Origin of the sequence: Bacillus sp. FSL R5-0576 (genome assembly GCF_038004765.1) — a bacterium.
GTDB lineage: Bacteria > Bacillota > Bacilli > Bacillales > Bacillaceae > Bacillus > Bacillus subtilis.
Window position 1 is genome coordinate 4,032,951 of sequence record NZ_JBBORU010000001.1, and the last position, 17,478, is coordinate 4,050,428.

General features: G+C 43.5%; 16 protein-coding genes and 2 tRNA genes. All 18 read left to right on the forward strand.

Going from position 1 to position 17,478, the window contains the following annotated elements:
- Positions 1 to 44: 44 nt before the first annotated feature.
- The 18 genes from pth to hpt all read left to right on the forward strand — a co-directional run bounded on the left by pth (position 45) and on the right by hpt (position 17,427).
- A complete protein-coding gene (gene pth / locus NX903_RS20745; RefSeq protein WP_003226727.1) occupies positions 45 to 611 on the forward strand; it encodes an aminoacyl-tRNA hydrolase in 567 nt (188 codons plus the stop codon).
- A 59-nt stretch (positions 612 to 670) separates the two neighbouring features.
- Positions 671 to 901 (forward strand): anti-sigma-F factor Fin, encoded by a 231-nt coding sequence (gene fin, locus NX903_RS20750; RefSeq protein WP_003243417.1) that lies wholly within the window; start codon positions 671 to 673, stop codon positions 899 to 901.
- 69 nt (positions 902 to 970) lie between these two features.
- Positions 971 to 4,504 (forward strand): transcription-repair coupling factor, encoded by a 3,534-nt coding sequence (mfd, locus tag NX903_RS20755; RefSeq protein ID WP_077671688.1) that lies wholly within the window; start codon positions 971 to 973, stop codon positions 4,502 to 4,504.
- 135 nt (positions 4,505 to 4,639) lie between these two features.
- Positions 4,640 to 5,176, forward strand: a complete 537-nt coding sequence (gene spoVT, locus NX903_RS20760) for a stage V sporulation protein T (protein ID WP_003218365.1) — start codon at positions 4,640 to 4,642, stop codon at positions 5,174 to 5,176.
- Positions 5,177 to 5,357: 181 nt separating this feature from the next.
- Positions 5,358 to 6,956: a putative polysaccharide biosynthesis protein gene (locus tag NX903_RS20765; RefSeq protein ID WP_077671687.1), complete on the forward strand. Its 1,599-nt coding sequence runs from the start codon at positions 5,358 to 5,360 to the stop codon at positions 6,954 to 6,956.
- A complete protein-coding gene (gene mazG, locus NX903_RS20770; RefSeq protein ID WP_076458809.1) occupies positions 6,946 to 8,415 on the forward strand; it encodes a nucleoside triphosphate pyrophosphohydrolase in 1,470 nt (489 codons plus the stop codon). Before NX903_RS20765 ends, mazG begins: the two co-directional genes overlap by 11 nt.
- 2 nt (positions 8,416 to 8,417) lie before the next feature.
- Positions 8,418 to 8,678, forward strand: coding sequence for an RNA-binding S4 domain-containing protein (locus NX903_RS20775; RefSeq protein ID WP_003226716.1), 261 nt, complete (start codon positions 8,418 to 8,420; stop codon positions 8,676 to 8,678).
- A 78-nt stretch (positions 8,679 to 8,756) separates the two neighbouring features.
- Positions 8,757 to 9,059, forward strand: coding sequence for a sporulation protein YabP (gene yabP, locus NX903_RS20780; protein ID WP_003226714.1), 303 nt, complete (start codon positions 8,757 to 8,759; stop codon positions 9,057 to 9,059).
- Positions 9,056 to 9,691 carry a spore cortex biosynthesis protein YabQ gene (gene yabQ, locus NX903_RS20785; protein WP_021479720.1) on the forward strand — a complete coding sequence of 212 codons (636 nt, stop codon included), beginning with the start codon at positions 9,056 to 9,058 and terminating at the stop codon, positions 9,689 to 9,691. The genes yabP and yabQ overlap by 4 nt, the downstream gene beginning before the upstream one ends.
- 17 nt (positions 9,692 to 9,708) lie before the next feature.
- Positions 9,709 to 10,086: a cell division protein DivIC gene (gene divIC, locus NX903_RS20790; protein ID WP_003243211.1), complete on the forward strand. Its 378-nt coding sequence runs from the start codon at positions 9,709 to 9,711 to the stop codon at positions 10,084 to 10,086.
- An 80-nt stretch (positions 10,087 to 10,166) separates the two neighbouring features.
- The gene (locus tag NX903_RS20795; protein WP_003218379.1) at positions 10,167 to 10,553 is read left to right on the forward strand and encodes a S1 domain-containing RNA-binding protein; all 387 of its coding nucleotides are present in this window, start codon (positions 10,167 to 10,169) and stop codon (positions 10,551 to 10,553) included.
- A gap of 168 nt (positions 10,554 to 10,721) precedes the next feature.
- Positions 10,722 to 10,798: transfer RNA gene (locus NX903_RS20800), tRNA-Met, on the forward strand.
- 9 nt (positions 10,799 to 10,807) lie between these two features.
- A tRNA-Glu gene (locus NX903_RS20805) sits at positions 10,808 to 10,879 on the forward strand.
- Positions 10,880 to 11,078: 199 nt separating this feature from the next.
- Complete coding sequence (spoIIE, locus tag NX903_RS20810; protein ID WP_076458806.1) at positions 11,079 to 13,562, forward strand: stage II sporulation protein E; 2,484 nt, start codon at positions 11,079 to 11,081, stop codon at positions 13,560 to 13,562.
- 84 nt (positions 13,563 to 13,646) lie between these two features.
- Positions 13,647 to 14,384: a VWA domain-containing protein gene (locus NX903_RS20815; protein WP_003243782.1), complete on the forward strand. Its 738-nt coding sequence runs from the start codon at positions 13,647 to 13,649 to the stop codon at positions 14,382 to 14,384.
- Positions 14,350 to 15,366, forward strand: a complete 1,017-nt coding sequence (gene prkT / locus NX903_RS20820; RefSeq protein ID WP_077671686.1) for a serine/threonine protein kinase PrkT — start codon at positions 14,350 to 14,352, stop codon at positions 15,364 to 15,366. Before NX903_RS20815 ends, prkT begins: the two co-directional genes overlap by 35 nt.
- Before the next feature lie 103 nt (positions 15,367 to 15,469).
- Positions 15,470 to 16,888, forward strand: coding sequence for a tRNA lysidine(34) synthetase TilS (tilS, locus tag NX903_RS20825; protein WP_086343358.1), 1,419 nt, complete (start codon positions 15,470 to 15,472; stop codon positions 16,886 to 16,888).
- On the forward strand, positions 16,885 to 17,427 hold the full coding sequence (hpt, locus tag NX903_RS20830; protein ID WP_003226700.1) for a hypoxanthine phosphoribosyltransferase: 543 nt from the start codon (positions 16,885 to 16,887) through the stop codon (positions 17,425 to 17,427). The genes tilS and hpt overlap by 4 nt, the downstream gene beginning before the upstream one ends.
- Positions 17,428 to 17,478 lie beyond the last annotated feature (51 nt).

The following is a 17,478-nucleotide window of genomic DNA, read 5'->3' on the forward strand; positions in this document are numbered from 1 at the left end:
CCGATTATGAAGACGGGAGTTATGTGACTAAGGGAGGATTCGCCATGCTTGTGATTGCCGGTCTCGGAAACCCGGGGAAGAACTATGAAAATACACGGCATAATGTCGGATTTATGGTGATAGATCAGCTTGCAAAGGAATGGAATATAGAGCTGAATCAAAATAAATTTAACGGATTATACGGAACCGGATTTGTTTCCGGCAAAAAGGTTCTACTTGTTAAACCGCTTACATATATGAATTTATCAGGAGAATGTTTGCGGCCTTTAATGGACTACTATGATGTCGATAACGAAGATTTGACAGTCATTTACGACGACCTTGACCTTCCGACTGGCAAGATCCGTTTAAGAACGAAAGGAAGCGCCGGAGGGCACAATGGCATCAAATCACTGATCCAGCATCTTGGAACATCCGAGTTTGACCGTATCCGCATCGGAATCGGCCGGCCTGTAAACGGCATGAAGGTCGTTGATTATGTGTTAGGCTCCTTTACCAAGGAGGAGGCACCTGAGATCGAAGAAGCGGTTGATAAATCTGTGAAGGCTTGTGAGGCTTCTTTGAGTAAACCGTTTTTAGAAGTCATGAACGAATTTAACGCAAAGGTATAAAATGTAACAACAAAGTCCATACTACACCAAAATGACTTTTTCATCAGGAGGTCCCTTGTATGGCTTTGCATTATTATTGTCGTCATTGCGGAGTGAAAGTAGGCAGTCTCGAATCTTCAATGGTATCGACAGACTCACTTGGATTTCAGCACTTAACAAATGAGGAAAGAAACGATATGATTTCTTATAAAGAAAATGGAGATGTCCATGTTTTGACGATATGTGAAGATTGCCAAGAGGCGCTTGACCGAAATCCGCATTACCACGAATATCACACATTTATTCAATAAAAAGCTTTGGTGTAGACACTAGACCAAAGCGTTTTTCTGTTCTCGCAGGAAACAGAGAGGAGGGGCCATATGGACAACATTCAAACCTTTATAAAAGAAAGCGATGACTTTAAATCCATCATCAACGGTTTACACGAGGGCCTGAAGGAACAGCTGCTCGCGGGTCTGTCGGGTTCCGCGCGTTCTGTTTTTACTTCTGCTCTGGCTAATGAAACGAATAAGCCTATCTTTCTCATCACCCATAACTTATATCAAGCCCAGAAAGTAACAGATGATCTGACTTCACTTCTAGAGGATCGGTCTGTCCTTTTGTACCCCGTCAATGAACTCATTTCATCAGAAATCGCAGTTGCAAGCCCTGAATTGCGGGCGCAGCGATTAGATGTCATTAATAGACTAACGAATGGAGAAGCGCCAATTGTCGTTGCTCCGGTAGCGGCAATCAGAAGAATGCTGCCGCCTGTTGAGGTGTGGAAAAGCAGCCAGATGCTCATTCAAGTAGGCCATGATATCGAACCTGACCAGCTTGCCTCACGGCTGATAGAGGTAGGGTATGAGCGGTCTGATATGGTTTCTGCGCCCGGGGAATTCAGTATTCGCGGGGGAATCATTGACATTTATCCGTTGACTTCAGAGAATCCGGTGAGAATTGAACTTTTTGACACCGAGGTGGATTCAATCCGCAGCTTTAATTCAGATGATCAGCGGTCAATTGAGACCCTTACCTCGATCAATATCGGTCCCGCGAAGGAATTAATTATCAGACCGGAAGAAAAAGCGCGGGCGATGGAGAAAATCGATAGTGGTCTTGCCGCGAGCTTGAAAAAATTAAAGGCTGACAAACAAAAAGAAATACTTCATGCGAATATTTCTCACGATAAAGAACGCTTGTCTGAAGGCCAGACAGATCAGGAGCTCGTGAAGTATCTCTCATATTTCTATGAAAAGCCTGCTAGTTTACTAGATTATACACCTGATAATACACTTCTGATTTTGGATGAAGTCAGTCGGATTCATGAGATGGAAGAGCAGCTTCAAAAAGAAGAAGCGGAGTTTATAACAAATCTTCTTGAGGAAGGGAAGATTTTGCATGACATTCGTTTGTCATTCAGCTTCCAAAAAATAGTGGCTGAGCAAAAACGGCCTCTGCTGTACTACTCTTTATTTTTGCGGCATGTACACCATACGAGCCCGCAGAATATCGTCAATGTGTCAGGCCGGCAAATGCAGAGTTTCCATGGCCAAATGAACGTGCTTGCGGGCGAAATGGAGCGTTTTAAAAAATCAAATTTCACTGTTGTGTTCTTAGGAGCAAACAAGGAACGTACACAGAAATTGTCATCTGTTTTGGCTGATTATGATATCGAGGCCGCCGTGACAGACAGCAAAAAAGCGCTTGTTCAGGGACAGGTCTATATCATGGAAGGCGAGCTCCAATCGGGATTTGAGCTGCCGTTAATGAAGCTTGCCGTTATCACGGAAGAAGAACTGTTCAAAAACCGTGTAAAGAAGAAGCCGCGAAAACAGAAGCTTACCAATGCAGAGCGCATCAAAAGCTATTCTGAGCTTCAAATTGGAGATTATGTCGTTCATATTAATCACGGGATCGGAAAGTACCTGGGGATTGAAACTCTTGAAATCAACGGCATTCATAAAGACTATTTAAATATACATTATCAGGGCAGTGACAAGCTTTACGTCCCTGTAGAACAAATTGATCAGGTCCAAAAATATGTCGGCTCCGAAGGAAAAGAGCCAAAGCTGTATAAATTAGGCGGAAGTGAATGGAAGCGGGTCAAGAAAAAAGTAGAGACATCCGTTCAAGATATTGCTGACGACTTAATTAAGCTGTATGCCGAAAGAGAAGCGAGCAAGGGCTATGCGTTTTCTCCTGACCATGAGATGCAGCGTGAATTCGAATCGGCTTTCCCTTATCAAGAGACTGATGATCAGCTCCGTTCGATTCACGAAATCAAAAAAGACATGGAAAGAGAACGTCCGATGGACCGCTTGCTATGCGGAGATGTTGGCTACGGTAAAACAGAGGTTGCCATACGTGCAGCGTTTAAGGCGATCGGTGACGGAAAGCAGGTAGCTCTGCTCGTTCCGACAACAATTTTGGCGCAGCAGCACTATGAAACCATAAAAGAGCGCTTCCAGGACTATCCGATTAATATCGGACTTCTCAGCAGGTTCAGAACGAGAAAAGAAGCAAACGAAACAATTAAAGGGCTGAAAAACGGAACAGTTGATATAGTCATCGGGACGCATCGGCTGCTATCAAAGGATGTCGTGTATAAAGATTTAGGGCTCCTCATCATTGATGAAGAGCAGCGTTTCGGTGTAACCCATAAAGAAAAGATCAAGCAAATAAAAGCCAATGTTGATGTATTAACGTTAACAGCAACGCCGATTCCGCGTACGCTGCATATGTCTATGCTTGGCGTAAGGGACCTTTCAGTCATCGAGACTCCGCCGGAAAATCGCTTCCCTGTACAGACGTATGTTGTGGAATATAACGGCGCTCTTGTCAGAGAGGCGATTGAACGAGAGCTTGCACGCGGAGGCCAGGTCTATTTCTTGTACAACCGGGTAGAGGACATTGAGCGGAAAGCGGATGAAATTTCAATGCTAGTCCCTGACGCGAAGGTAGCATATGCGCATGGGAAAATGACAGAAAATGAATTAGAAACCGTTATGCTAAGTTTCCTTGAAGGAGAATCAGACGTTCTGGTCAGCACAACCATTATCGAAACTGGCGTGGACATCCCGAACGTCAATACGCTGATCGTATTTGACGCTGACAAGATGGGGCTTTCTCAGCTTTACCAGCTGCGGGGGCGTGTCGGCCGGTCTAACCGTGTGGCGTATGCGTACTTCACGTATCGCCGGGATAAAGTGCTGACAGAAGTGGCTGAAAAAAGGCTGCAGGCTATTAAAGAATTCACAGAGCTAGGTTCCGGTTTTAAAATCGCAATGCGTGACTTAACGATTCGCGGAGCTGGGAATCTTCTTGGTGCCCAGCAGCATGGCTTCATCGATTCGGTCGGATTTGACCTCTATTCACAAATGCTGAAGGAGGCCATTGAGGAGCGTAAAGGAGACACAGCGAAGACAGAGCAGTTTGAAACAGAAATTGATGTCGAGCTTGATGCGTATATTCCGGAAACTTATATTCAAGACGGCAAACAGAAAATTGATATGTATAAACGCTTCAGGTCTGTGGCGACAATCGAAGAGAAGAATGAGCTTCAAGATGAAATGATCGACCGCTTTGGAAACTATCCAAAAGAAGTCGAATACTTGTTTACTGTTGCAGAAATGAAAGTCTACGCGAGACAGGAACGTGTCGAGCTGATTAAGCAGGATAAAGATGCTGTCAGATTGACGATTTCTGAAGAAGCAAGTGCTGAAATTGACGGGCAGAAGCTGTTTGAGCTTGGCAATCAATATGGCAGACAAATCGGACTGGGAATGGAAGGGAAAAAACTCAAAATCTCCATACAGACGAAAGGCCGTAGTGCTGATGAATGGCTCGACACCGTGCTGGGCATGCTGAAGGGCTTAAAAGATGTGAAAAAGCAAACCATTTCATCAACGTAAATTTTGTTACTCTCTGGTGTATATTACATTTGATGTGACGGATACTAATTTCAAGCGAGGCGGAAGGTACATAAAGTAACTGCTTTAGGTCTTTCCCACATGTATATACCATCAAATGAAAGAGAGGCACCAGAGATGAAAGCAACCGGTATCGTACGTCGTATTGATGACTTAGGTCGGGTCGTGATTCCTAAAGAAATTCGAAGAACTCTGAGAATCAGGGAAGGCGATCCGCTTGAGATTTTTGTAGATCGTGACGGAGAAGTGATTTTGAAAAAGTATTCTCCGATCAGTGAGCTTGGAGACTTTGCAAAGGAGTATGCAGACGCGCTTTACGACAGCCTCGGCCATTCAGTGCTGATTTGTGATCGTGATGTATATATTGCCGTGTCCGGCAGCTCCAAAAAAGATTACTTAAACAAGTCAATCAGCGAAATGCTGGAAAGAACAATGGATCAGCGCAGCTCCGTGCTTGAGAGTGATGCGAAATCGGTACAGCTTGTGAATGGAATTGATGAGGACATGAATTCTTATACTGTCGGCCCAATTGTGGCGAACGGTGATCCGATAGGTGCTGTGGTGATTTTTTCAAAAGATCAGACAATGGGCGAAGTAGAGCATAAAGCCGTTGAAACAGCAGCTGGATTTTTGGCTCGTCAAATGGAACAGTAGGTCTTATTCCTTTCTTCGAAAATAGGTATGTAAAGAACAGCTCTCCTTGGGACGCTGTTCTTTTTCATGCGTGCCGAAAAAGGAATCCAAGGGTTGGGATGTGGTATAATAACCTCGTTTTTATTTGTGCCGCGGTAATACGTGAACCGTATTGCCCCTGACGTTGGGAAGGAGCTTTTGGATGGACGATTCAATAGGCGTTAAACGGCATTGGATTTGGCAGGGGGCTTTTGTTTTAATTCTGGCAGGCGTCATCACAAAAATTTTAAGCGCCGTTTACAGAGTCCCGTTTCAAAACATTGTCGGCGATGTTGGATTTTATATATATCAGCAGGTATACCCCTTTCTTGGTATTGCGGTCATGCTGTCCACATCAGGATTTCCAGTCATTATTTCAAAGCTGATGAATGATTATAGTGAAAAAAATCATCACACTATATTAAAAATATCAGTGTTATTTTTATCTTTAATCGGTATTTTATTATTTCTTTGTTTATATCTGGGTGCTGTTCCTATTGCGCTCTTTATGGGGGATTCGCATTTAGCCGTGTTAATTCAAGTGACCGCGTACGCGTTTCTGCTGTTCCCGTTTGTTGCGTTGCTTAGAGGCAGTTTTCAAGGGCGTCACGAAATGCTCCCTTCAGCCTTATCACAGATGACAGAGCAGTTTCTGCGTGTTGCGGTGCTATTGGGTTTATCATTTTGGCTCGTGAAAAAGGGAGCCTCGCTTTATACTGCGGGAGCGGCAGCCGCTTCAGGCTCTCTTGCCGGAAGTTTGGTTGCGTTGATGATACTGGGGTTTTTTTGGTTCAAAACGAAAAGAGACAACCAAACGGATAGGCAAAACGAAAATGTCATCACAACAAAAGAATTGACGAAAAAACTGCTTTTATATTCGATTACAATTTGTGTAAGCAGTTTGCTGCTTTTGTTTATCCAGCTTGTTGATGCTTTGAATTTATATGCTTTGCTTTCGGGTGGTGAGGCAAGCGAAGAAGCGAAACGCCTAAAGGGGATCTATGATCGGGGACAACCGTTGCTGCAGCTCGGTTCAATTTTCGCGGTGAGCATTGCGACGTCACTCGTTCCGTATATTTCTATGGCCGTAAAAAACAATGAGCTGAAGATCATGAAAGAAAAAATCACGTCATCTTTGAAACTATGCCTTGTGCTCGGTACAGGCGCATCGGCTGGGTTGATTTGCATTCTTAAGCCGGTTAATATCATGCTGTTTCAAAATGGAGAAGGGACAGGTGCGTTACAAGTATTTAGCTGCTCCATTTTGTTTGCATCCTTGGGGGTAACGGCAGCGGCAGTCTTACAGGGAGCGGGGTACACAGTTTTTCCTGCGATAGCGGTGGGAGCGGGTGTTGCAGTGAAATGGGTGCTAAACACACTTTTGGTTCCGCGCTATGGGATTGAAGGCGCATCGCTTGCGACAGCGGCTTCCTTTGCGGCTGTCGCAGGCCTCAACTTGTATCAGCTTCGGCAAAAGGAATGGCTCGATAAGCTTAGAGGCGTTTTGATTCCCATTATTGGATCTGCTCTTTTGATGTCAGCTGTCTTGCTTGCGTATATGCGTTTCTGGACTTTTTTGTTTCCTGCTACAGGAAGAGGAGCGGCTGTGATTGAGAGTCTTTCTGCTGTTGCTATTGGTGGCGCGGTGTTTATTTATTGTATGATGAGATTGGGAATATTTACAGATGAAGAGCTGAACAGTGTGCCATTCGGCAGCAAGTTAAGCAAATTCATGAGAAGGAGAGAACAAAATGGCGGGTAAAATTACAGTCGTGGGACTTGGTGCCGGAGACATGGACCAGTTGACAATTGGTATACACAAGCTGCTGACGAAGGCAGATACGCTGTATGTCAGAACCAAGGATCATCCTTTAATTGAGGAGCTTGAAAAAGAAACGAAGAACATCCGTTTCTTTGATGATATATATGAGAAACATGATCAGTTCGAGGCGGTATATGAAGAAATTGCTGATATCCTCTTTGAAGCGGCGCGGCGTGAGGACGTGGTTTATGCTGTGCCGGGGCACCCTTTTGTCGCAGAAAAAACAGTTCAGCTGCTGACGGAGCGGCAGGAAAAGGAAAACGTTCAAGTGAAAGCCGCGGGTGGACAAAGTTTCCTTGATGCCACATTCAATGCCTTGCAAATTGACCCGATTGAAGGTTTTCAATTTGTGGATGCCGGCACATTGTCTGCGGATGAGCTTGAGCTCAGACATCATCTGATCATATGTCAGGTTTACGACCAAATGACGGCTTCTGAAGTCAAGCTGACATTGATGGAGAAGCTGCCTGATGATTATGAGGTCGTCATTGTGACTGCAGCAGGCAGCCGTGGCGAGGAGATCAAGACAGTGCCATTATTTGAGCTGGACCGCAATGTCGCCTTGAACAACTTAACAAGTGTGTATATTCCGCCGATTAAAGAAGAGAAGCTGCTTTATCACGAATTCTCCACGTTCCGAAGCATCATCAGAGAGCTTCGCGGACCTAATGGATGTCCGTGGGATAAAAAGCAGACGCATCAGTCATTAAAACAGTACATGATTGAAGAATGTTATGAGCTTCTCGAAGCTATTGACGAAGAAGACACAGACCATATGATCGAAGAGCTTGGCGACGTTTTGCTTCAGGTCTTGCTTCACGCGCAAATTGGTGAAGATGAAGGTTATTTCACAATTGATGATGTCATAAAAGGAATCAGTGAAAAAATGGTCCGAAGACATCCCCATGTGTTTAAAGATGTTAAGGTTCAGGATGAAAACGATGTTTTGGCCAATTGGGAAGATATAAAAAAGGCCGAAAAAAATACATCTGAATCATCGTTACTAGACAGCGTACCGAAAACCCTTCCAGCTCTTTCGAAAGCTGCTAAATTGCAGAAAAAAGCAGCGAAGGTCGGTTTTGACTGGGAAGACGTCAGCGATATTTGGGAAAAGGTAAGTGAGGAAATGAAGGAATTTTCTTCTGAGGTTTCTGAAGCTCCTCACGACCACAATCTTAAAGCTGAGTTTGGCGACATTTTGTTCGCGCTGGTGAATGTAGCCCGCTTCTACAAAATAGAGCCAGAGGAAGCGCTGACCATGACTAATGACAAATTCCGGAGACGCTTCTCGTACATTGAGGAAACAGCGAAGGAAAAGGGAGTCGAGTTGGCTGATATGTCCCTTGAGGACATGGACAAACTGTGGAATGAAGCAAAAGAAACTGAGAGGAGATCATAGATATGAGATTAGATAAATTTTTGAAAGTATCACGGCTGATCAAACGGCGTACACTAGCGAAGGAAGTAGCTGACCAAGGACGAATCTCTATTAACGGAAACCAAGCTAAAGCAAGCTCTGACGTAAAACCGGGAGATGAACTAACGGTCCGCTTCGGCCAAAAGCTTGTAACGGTTCAAGTTAATGAATTGAAAGACACGACGAAAAAAGAAGAAGCTGCAAACATGTACACGATTCTAAAAGAAGAAAAACTCGGCGAATAGGCTTGTTCTAAAAAAATCCCCTACCTCATACAATGCAGTAATAATGCTAAAAGTATCGAGGATATGGGGGCTGAATAGATGAATTCATATTATGATCAAAAAGGTTCTTCGTCTGTTCCGGAACAACATGATGTGACAATGAAAGGCCGGAAGCATTTAGATATTTCTGGGGTTAAGCATGTGGAGAGTTTTGATAACGAAGAATTCCTGCTGGAAACGGTGATGGGAATGCTCTCCGTCAGAGGCCAAAACCTGCAGATGAAAAATCTTGATGTGGAAAAAGGGATTGTTTCGATTAAAGGCAGGGTATTTGATTTAGTGTACTTAGACGAACAACAAGGGGATAAAGCTAAAGGGTTTTTTAGCAAGTTGTTTAAATGACGCTGACGACACAATTCTATACAATGCTGGCGATGTCCGGTATGGGTCTCTGGCTTGGTGCTTCGCTTGATACATACCGGCTCTTTGTCATTCGTGCCAAAACAGCCAGATGGCTATTATTTATTCATGATATTCTTTTCTGGATTGTGCAAGGGCTGCTTTTCTTTTATGTCTTGCTTCATGTAAATGAGGGAGAATTCAGGATTTACATCTTTTTAGCGGTTCTGCTGGGCGTTGCGACGTATCAGAGCCTTTGCAAACGAATCTATATAAAAATACTGAAATTCTTCATTTACCTTGTTGTTTCTGTTTATCAATTCTTCAAAAAACTCATTCAGCACGTGTTATTTCGTCCTATTGTGTGGACATGCGGAGCGATCATCTGGCTGGCGGCATTTTTATTCAAGAAAACATACAGCCTGATAGGTTTTCTCCTGCTGTGTCTATATAAAATAGTCATGGTTCTGTGTTTTCCGATCCGTTTTATCGCGAAACAATGTTTGAAACTTCTTCCTGTGAAAATGCGTCTAACTTTTAGACGTTATTTTGAAAAAGGTGCAGGATTTCTCAAAAAGAAGAAGAAACTATTGATAACCATAAGAACGACCATTACACGGTTTTTGAAGAAATGAAAGGAGGACCGTCTGGTTTGAATTTTTCCAGGGAACGAACGATAACTGAAATACAAAACGACTATAAAGAACAAGTAGAACGGCAAAATCAGCTGAAGAAACGAAGACGCAAAGGGCTGTACAGACGGTTAACTGTATTCGGCGCCCTAGTATTCCTGACGGCAATTGTGCTGGCAAGCTCTGTATGGTCCCAAACATCTTCCCTTAGTGCAAAAGAAGAAAAGAAAGAACAGCTTGAAAAAGAACTCAAAAGTTTAAAGACAAAACAAACGGATTTAAAAGAAGAAATATCCAAATTGAAGGATGAGGATTACGTCACAGAGCTTGCCAGAAGGGACTTATTCATGTCTGGAGACGGAGAAATTATCTTCAATGTGGAGAAGAAGAGCAAGTAGCCTTGTTGACACTTAAATTTTTATTTAGGTATAATTAAGCAAACGATCTTTTTATAAGCCTAAGGAGGAGCACTTTTTTTATGTCGATTGAAGTTGGCAGCAAGTTGCAAGGGAAAATTACAGGTATTACAAATTTTGGAGCATTTGTTGAATTGCCTGGAGGCTCAACCGGTCTCGTTCACATTAGTGAGGTAGCTGATAATTATGTCAAAGACATTAACGACCACTTAAAAGTCGGCGACCAAGTTGAAGTGAAAGTCATCAACGTTGAAAAAGACGGGAAAATTGGTTTATCTATTAAAAAAGCTAAAGACCGTCCGCAAGCCAGACCTAGAAATGATTTCCGTCCGAAAGAATCTTTTGAACAGAAAATGAATAAGTTTTTAAAAGACAGCGAAGATCGCTTGTCATCTTTAAAACGCAATACGGAATCAAAACGTGGAGGGCGCGGAGCAAGAAGAGGATAACTTGCTGCTTTCTATAAAATAAATGAAGCATCCGTTCATCCCGACGGATGCTTTTTTATTATCCTCATCCTCTTTAAGAGTCAGAAAATTACAACATTAAAGTTTCTGTTGACGAAAGAGACAAACCTTTGTATTATATAACTTGTGCTTAGAAGCACAAAACAATATGGCGGTGTAGCTCAGCTGGCTAGAGCGTACGGTTCATACCCGTGAGGTCGGGGGTTCGATCCCCTCCGCCGCTACCATATTTGTTTGGCCCGTTGGTCAAGCGGTTAAGACACCGCCCTTTCACGGCGGTAACACGGGTTCGAATCCCGTACGGGTCATCCTAAAAAATCGGTTTCTCTTGCAGAAGCCGATTTTTTTCATTTTTAGACAACATTCCGGAAATTCTTTTCATAAACGAATATCAAGGCAGAAACCGTCGAAGATTTCTTTGGTATTGTTACCTTCTTTTGACAAAATCCTATCTGTGCTTTCGCTATAATGACAGGCAACGAATATAACAGGTGGGAGATGAGAGGAATGGAAAAAGCAGAAAGAAGAGTGAACGGGCCAATGGCGGGACAAGCTCTGGAAAAACTCCAATCGTTTTTTAACAGGGGCACGAAGCTGGTGACTCATCATTTGCATTCACTGTTTTTCTATAAAGGATTCATTTATGTTGTCATCGGATTTTTGCTTGGACGGGCTTTCATATTATCCGAGGTGCTTCCTTTCGCACTTCCTTTCTTTGGAGCGATGCTTCTTATCAGAAGAGACAAAGCGTTTTATGCGGTTTTGGCTGTGCTTGCAGGTGCGCTGACCATATCTCCAAAGCACTCATTGCTCATACTGGCGGCATTGCTGGCATTCTTCGTATTTTCTAAAGTGGCTGCCTTCATTACCGACGATCGTGTTAAAGCGCTCCCGATTGTCGTGTTCTTCTCGATGGCTGCAGCAAGAGCCGGGTTTGTTTATGCCCAAAATGGCGTATTTACAACCTATGATTATGTAATGGCTATCGTTGAGGCTGGACTATCGTTTATCTTAACACTGATTTTCCTTCAGAGCCTTCCGATTTTTACTGTGAAAAAAGTGAAACAATCATTAAAAATAGAGGAAATCATTTGCTTTATGATTCTTATTGCCTCTGTTTTAACGGGGCTGGCCGGCTTGTCCTACCAAGGGATGCAGGCAGAACATATATTGGCTCGTTATGTTGTATTGAGTTTTTCCTTTATTGGCGGAGCAAGCATCGGCTGTACGGTTGGTGTTGTGACCGGCCTGATTCTTGGCTTGGCGAATATCGGAAACCTATATCAAATGAGTCTGCTTGCTTTTTCCGGTTTATTGGGCGGTTTGCTGAAGGAAGGGAAAAAAGCGGGTGCAGCAATTGGTTTGATCGTTGGATCACTTCTTATATCTTTATATGGTGAAGGCTCTGCCGGTCTGATGACAACGCTCTATGAGTCATTAATCGCAGTCGGCTTGTTTTTGCTCACACCTCAATCTATTACAAGGAAAGTGGCGAGATATATTCCGGGAACTGTCGAGCATCTTCAAGAGCAACAGCAATACGCTAGAAAAATCCGTGATGTCACTGCTCAGAAGGTAGACCAGTTCTCCAATGTATTTCACGCGCTGTCTGAAAGCTTTGCAACCTTTTATCAAGCATCAGACGAACAGACAGATGACAGCGAAGTTGATCTGTTCTTAAGCAAAATCACGGAGCATTCCTGCCAGACGTGCTACAAGAAAAACAGGTGCTGGGTACAGAACTTTGATAAAACATATGACTTAATGAAACAAGTTATGCTTGAAACAGAGGAAAAAGAATATGCATCAAACCGAAGGCTGAAAAAAGAGTTTCAACAGTATTGTTCTAAATCCAAGCAGGTTGAAGATCTGATTGAGGATGAGCTCGCACATCATCATGCCCATTTGACACTCAAGAAAAAAGTCCAAGACAGCAGGCGCCTTGTTGCTGAACAGCTTTTAGGCGTTTCTGAAGTCATGGCCGACTTTTCTCGGGAAATAAAAAGAGAGCGAGAACAGCACTTTCTGCAGGAAGAGCAAATCATAGAGGCGCTTCAACATTTCGGAATTGAGATTCAGCATGTCGAGATCTATAGTCTTGAACAAGGAAATATCGATATTGAAATGACCATTCCGTTCAGCGGACATGGAGAAAGTGAAAAAATCATTGCCCCTATGCTGTCTGACATTCTGGAAGAACAAATTCTTGTGAAAGCCGAACAGCACTCTCCGCATCCGAATGGATACAGCCATGTCGCCTTTGGATCAACAAAATCATACAGGGTGTCTACGGGAGCTGCTCACGCTGCGAAGGGCGGCGGCCTTGTCTCCGGCGACAGCTACAGCATGATGGAGCTTGGAGCCAGAAAATATGCTGCAGCAATCAGTGACGGAATGGGCAATGGCGCAAGAGCACACTTTGAAAGCAATGAAACGATCAAGCTTCTTGAAAAAATCCTTGAATCGGGAATTGATGAAAAAATAGCAATTAAAACGATCAACAGCATACTGTCTCTAAGGACAACTGACGAAATATATTCCACGCTTGACCTATCTATTATCGATCTTCAAGATGCCAGCTGTAAATTTTTGAAGGTTGGATCGACGCCCAGCTTTATCAAACGGGGTGACCAGGTCATGAAAGTTCAAGCGAGCAATCTGCCAATCGGTATTATTAATGAATTCGATGTGGAGGTTGTGAGTGAACAGCTGAAAGCGGGTGACCTCTTAATTATGATGAGTGATGGCATTTTTGAGGGGCCTAAGCATGTGGAAAATCACGACTTATGGATGAAGCGTAAAATGAAAGGGTTGAAAACAAATGACCCGCAGGAGATTGCCGATTTGCTTATGGAAGAAGTCATCCGCACAAGATCCGGCCAAATTGAGGACGATATGACTGTTGTTGTCGTCCGGATTGATCACAATACACCGAAGTGGGCATCCATTCCTGTTCCGGCAATCTTTCAAAACAAACAAGAAATTTCATAACGCTTCCGTATAAATCAAATTTCTTCTGGCGAAGATGGGAATATATGAATCTGAGAATCCTCGTATTCTCCAGGAGGAATGAATGTGAACAACGGACATTTAAATCAAATTTTGCTGATAACGGATGGCTGCTCAAACCATGGGGAAGACCCGCTTGCAATGGCTGCTTTTGCTAAAGAGCAGGGGATTACGGTAAATGTCATTGGTATAATGGAAGAAAATCAAATTGACCCTGAGGCAATGAAGGAAGTCGAAGGGATTGCACTTGCCGGAGGAGGCGTGCACCAAGTCGTTTATGCATCTCAGCTTTCACAAACTGTTCAAATGGTAACAAAAAAAGCGATGACGCAAACCTTACAAGGTGTAGTCAATCAAGAACTGAAACAGATTCTCGGAAAGAATGTGGAAATGGAAGAGCTTTCTCCGGAAAAACGCGGCGAAGTCATGGAAGTGGTAGACGAGCTTGGAGAAACGGTGCATCTTCAGGTTTTGGTTCTTGTTGATACAAGTGCAAGTATGGCGCCAAAGCTTCCAACAGTAAAAGAGGCGCTGATTGATTTGTCTGTAAGCCTCAATTCCCGAATCGGGAATAACGAATTTGCGATGTGTATATTTCCCGGGAAAAAACAAGAGGTCGAGCTTGTGCTGAACTGGACACCGAAGCTGCAATCTCTTTCCACACTCTTTGCAAAGCTTTCGACAGGCGGCATCACGCCGACAGGTCCGGCGATTCGTGAAGCGACACTGCAGTTTGAAAAAATACGCTCAAGAAGGGGCATGCTGGCAGATGATGAACGACGCTTTGACGAGTTTGGCATGTAGCCTCAAGCCGGGTACGACAATCAAAGGCAAGTGGAATGGAAACACGTATACATTGCGTAAACAGCTTGGTAAAGGGGCCAATGGAATTGTGTATTTGGCAGAAGCATCAGATGGACATGTTGCCTTAAAGGTGAGTGATGACAGCCTGTCTATTACTTCTGAAGTGAATGTCTTGAAATCTTTCTCAAAGGCCCAGTCCGTTACGATGGGGCCTTCTTTTTTTGATACGGATGATGCCTATATTCCCAGTGCCAATACGAAAGTTTCATTTTATGCAATGGAATACATAAAAGGGCCGCTGCTTTTGAAGTATGCCAGTGATAAAGGAGCAGAGTGGATACCGGTATTAATGATTCAGCTGTTATCCAGCTTATCGGTGCTTCACCAGCAAGGATGGATATTCGGCGATCTTAAACCTGATAATCTGATCGTAACTGGTCCGCCCGCAAGGATCCGCTGCATTGATGTGGGCGGCACGACAAAGGAAGGCCGGGCGATAAAAGAGTATACGGAGTTTTATGACAGAGGCTATTGGGGGTATGGAACAAGAAAGGCAGAGCCATCCTATGATCTGTTCGCAGTTGCCATGATTATGATCAACAGTGTGCATAAAAAAGAATTTAAGAAAACGAACCAGCCCAAAGAACAGCTTAGGTCTCTCATCGAAGGAAACCCGCTGCTTCAAAAGTATAAAAAAGTGCTTTTTTCAGCCTTGAACGGAGAATATCAATCCGCAGATGAAATGAAGAAGGATATGCTAGACGCGGGGCAAAAAGCAGCACAAAGAAAACAGCCTATAAAAGCATCACCGCAGCCTGCCACACGACAAAGACAGCAAAAACCGCGCCAAGGAAAAATAACGAAGACGCGATATACCCCAAAACAGAAACCGGCTAAGTCGGGGGGGTTATTTGAAACAACGCTTATCGTGATCAGTGTTTTAGCGCTTTATTTCGCCTATATTATCTTTTTCTTAATCTGAATGGCGCAAACTGCAGAGCCTATGCTTCTTCTTTGCTTGGAGGGGTTGAAAGTGTTAGGATATGAATATCTTTAAAATACCTGCTCATTGTGAGGAGGACATTGTGAAAAGTGTCAAAGATTTTTTAAACAAACACAATCTTACGTTAAAAGGGGCGACAATCATTGTAGGCGTTTCCGGCGGTCCGGACTCAATGGCTCTTCTTCACGCGTTGCATACGTTATGCGGCCGTTCAGCGAATGTTATTGCAGCTCACGTTGACCATCGGTTCAGAGGTGCGGAATCCGAGGAGGACATGCGTTTTGTCCAAGCTTATTGTAAAGCTGAACAGCTCGTGTGCGAAACGGCTCAAATCAATGTAACCGCATATGCACAGGAAAAAGGACTCAATAAGCAGGCTGCAGCACGCGATTGCCGCTACCAGTTTTTTGAGGAAATCATGTCGAAGCACCAAGCGGACTATCTGGCTCTTGCGCATCATGGTGATGACCAGGTTGAAACAATGCTTATGAAACTGGCTAAGGGTACGCTTGGAACGGGACTTGCGGGAATGCAGCCGGTTAGACGTTTTGGGACGGGGCGGATCATCAGGCCGTTCTTAACCATTACAAAGGAAGAGATCCTTCACTATTGCCGTGAAAACGGCTTGAGCTACCGGACGGATGAAAGCAACGCCAAAGATGACTACACAAGAAACAGATTCAGAAAAACAGTGCTCCCGTTTTTGAAGCAGGAATCTCCGGATGTGCATAAAAGGTTTCAGAAAGTGAGTGAAGCACTGACGGAAGATGAGCAATTCTTACAGTCATTAACGAAAGATGAAATGAATAAAGTAATCACAAGCCAGTCTAATACATCAGTTGAAATCAATTCCTCTCAATTGCTTGCCCTCCCGATGCCTTTACAAAGAAGAGGAGTTCAACTAATATTAAACTATCTTTATGAAAACGTTCCATCATCCTTTTCGGCCCATCACATTCAGCAATTTCTCGATTGGGCGGAAAATGGCGGTCCTTCAGGAGTACTCGACTTTCCGAAAGGGCTGAAGGTGGTCAAATCATATCAGACATGTTTGTTTACATTTGAACAATGGCAGTGCAAAAATGTTCCCTTTGAATACCAAATTAGCGGAGCTTCTGATGAAACGGCAGTGCTCCCTAATGGATATCTGATAGAGGCAAAGCATTATGCGGACTCGCCTGAAGAACATGGGAATGCTGTTTTTATCACAAGTGAAAAAAAGGTGCGATTTCCCTTAACAATCCGGACGAGAAAAGCTGGAGACCGGATCAAACTAAAAGGGATGAACGGCTCAAAAAAGGTAAAGGATATATTTATTGATAAGAAACTGCCTCTCCAAGAAAGAGACAACTGGCCGATTGTGACGGACGCAAGCGGTGAAATTATCTGGATACCTGGCTTGAAAAAATCAATTTTTGAAGATCTTGTGATTCCAAACAGCGACCGCATTGTATTACAATATAGACAGCATGAAAAGTGTAGGGGGCAAGCAAAATCATGATGAAACATGATATCGAGAAAGTACTGATCTCAGAGGAAGAGATACAAAAGAAAGTAAAAGAGTTAGGTGCAGAATTAACGAGCGAGTATCAAGATACATTTCCGTTGGCAATCGGTGTGTTAAAAGGAGCACTTCCTTTTATGGCGGATCTTATCAAGCATATTGATACATATTTGGAAATGGATTTCATGGATGTATCAAGCTACGGAAATTCTACGGTTTCTTCTGGAGAAGTAAAAATCATTAAAGATTTGGATACATCTGTAGAGGGCCGGGACATCTTAATTATTGAAGATATCATCGACAGTGGGTTAACCTTAAGTTATCTCGTAGAGCTCTTCCGATACCGTAAAGCAAAATCAATTAAGATTGTTACCCTTTTGGATAAACCGAGCGGAAGAAAAGCGGACATCAAAGCAGACTTTGTCGGTTTTGAAGTTCCTGACGCGTTTGTAGTGGGTTACGGACTTGATTATGCTGAGCGCTATCGCAATCTGCCTTATATCGGAGTGTTAAAACCGGCAGTTTATGAAAGCTGATCGGCAGCCTGCTTCCGAGATGGTTATTGTTTGTATTGGAATGATTTTCTA

What these genes read in the sequence shown, in the direction of transcription:
- spoVT (WP_003218365.1), top strand. Translation starts at nt 4,640, where the DNA reads ATGAAAGCAACCGGTATCGTACGTCGTATTGATGACTTAGGTCGGGTC.
- fin (WP_003243417.1), top strand. Translation starts at nt 671, where the DNA reads ATGGCTTTGCATTATTATTGTCGTCATTGCGGAGTGAAAGTAGGCAGT.
- NX903_RS20795 (WP_003218379.1), top strand. Translation starts at nt 10,167, where the DNA reads ATGTCGATTGAAGTTGGCAGCAAGTTGCAAGGGAAAATTACAGGTATT.
- yabQ (WP_021479720.1), top strand. Translation starts at nt 9,056, where the DNA reads ATGACGCTGACGACACAATTCTATACAATGCTGGCGATGTCCGGTATG.
- prkT (WP_077671686.1), top strand. Translation starts at nt 14,350, where the DNA reads ATGATGAACGACGCTTTGACGAGTTTGGCATGTAGCCTCAAGCCGGGT.
- yabP (WP_003226714.1), top strand. Translation starts at nt 8,757, where the DNA reads ATGAATTCATATTATGATCAAAAAGGTTCTTCGTCTGTTCCGGAACAA.
- mazG (WP_076458809.1), top strand. Translation starts at nt 6,946, where the DNA reads ATGGCGGGTAAAATTACAGTCGTGGGACTTGGTGCCGGAGACATGGAC.
- spoIIE (WP_076458806.1), top strand. Translation starts at nt 11,079, where the DNA reads ATGGAAAAAGCAGAAAGAAGAGTGAACGGGCCAATGGCGGGACAAGCT.
- NX903_RS20775 (WP_003226716.1), top strand. Translation starts at nt 8,418, where the DNA reads ATGAGATTAGATAAATTTTTGAAAGTATCACGGCTGATCAAACGGCGT.
- mfd (WP_077671688.1), top strand. Translation starts at nt 971, where the DNA reads ATGGACAACATTCAAACCTTTATAAAAGAAAGCGATGACTTTAAATCC.
- pth (WP_003226727.1), top strand. Translation starts at nt 45, where the DNA reads ATGCTTGTGATTGCCGGTCTCGGAAACCCGGGGAAGAACTATGAAAAT.
- hpt (WP_003226700.1), top strand. Translation starts at nt 16,885, where the DNA reads ATGATGAAACATGATATCGAGAAAGTACTGATCTCAGAGGAAGAGATA.
- NX903_RS20765 (WP_077671687.1), top strand. Translation starts at nt 5,358, where the DNA reads ATGGACGATTCAATAGGCGTTAAACGGCATTGGATTTGGCAGGGGGCT.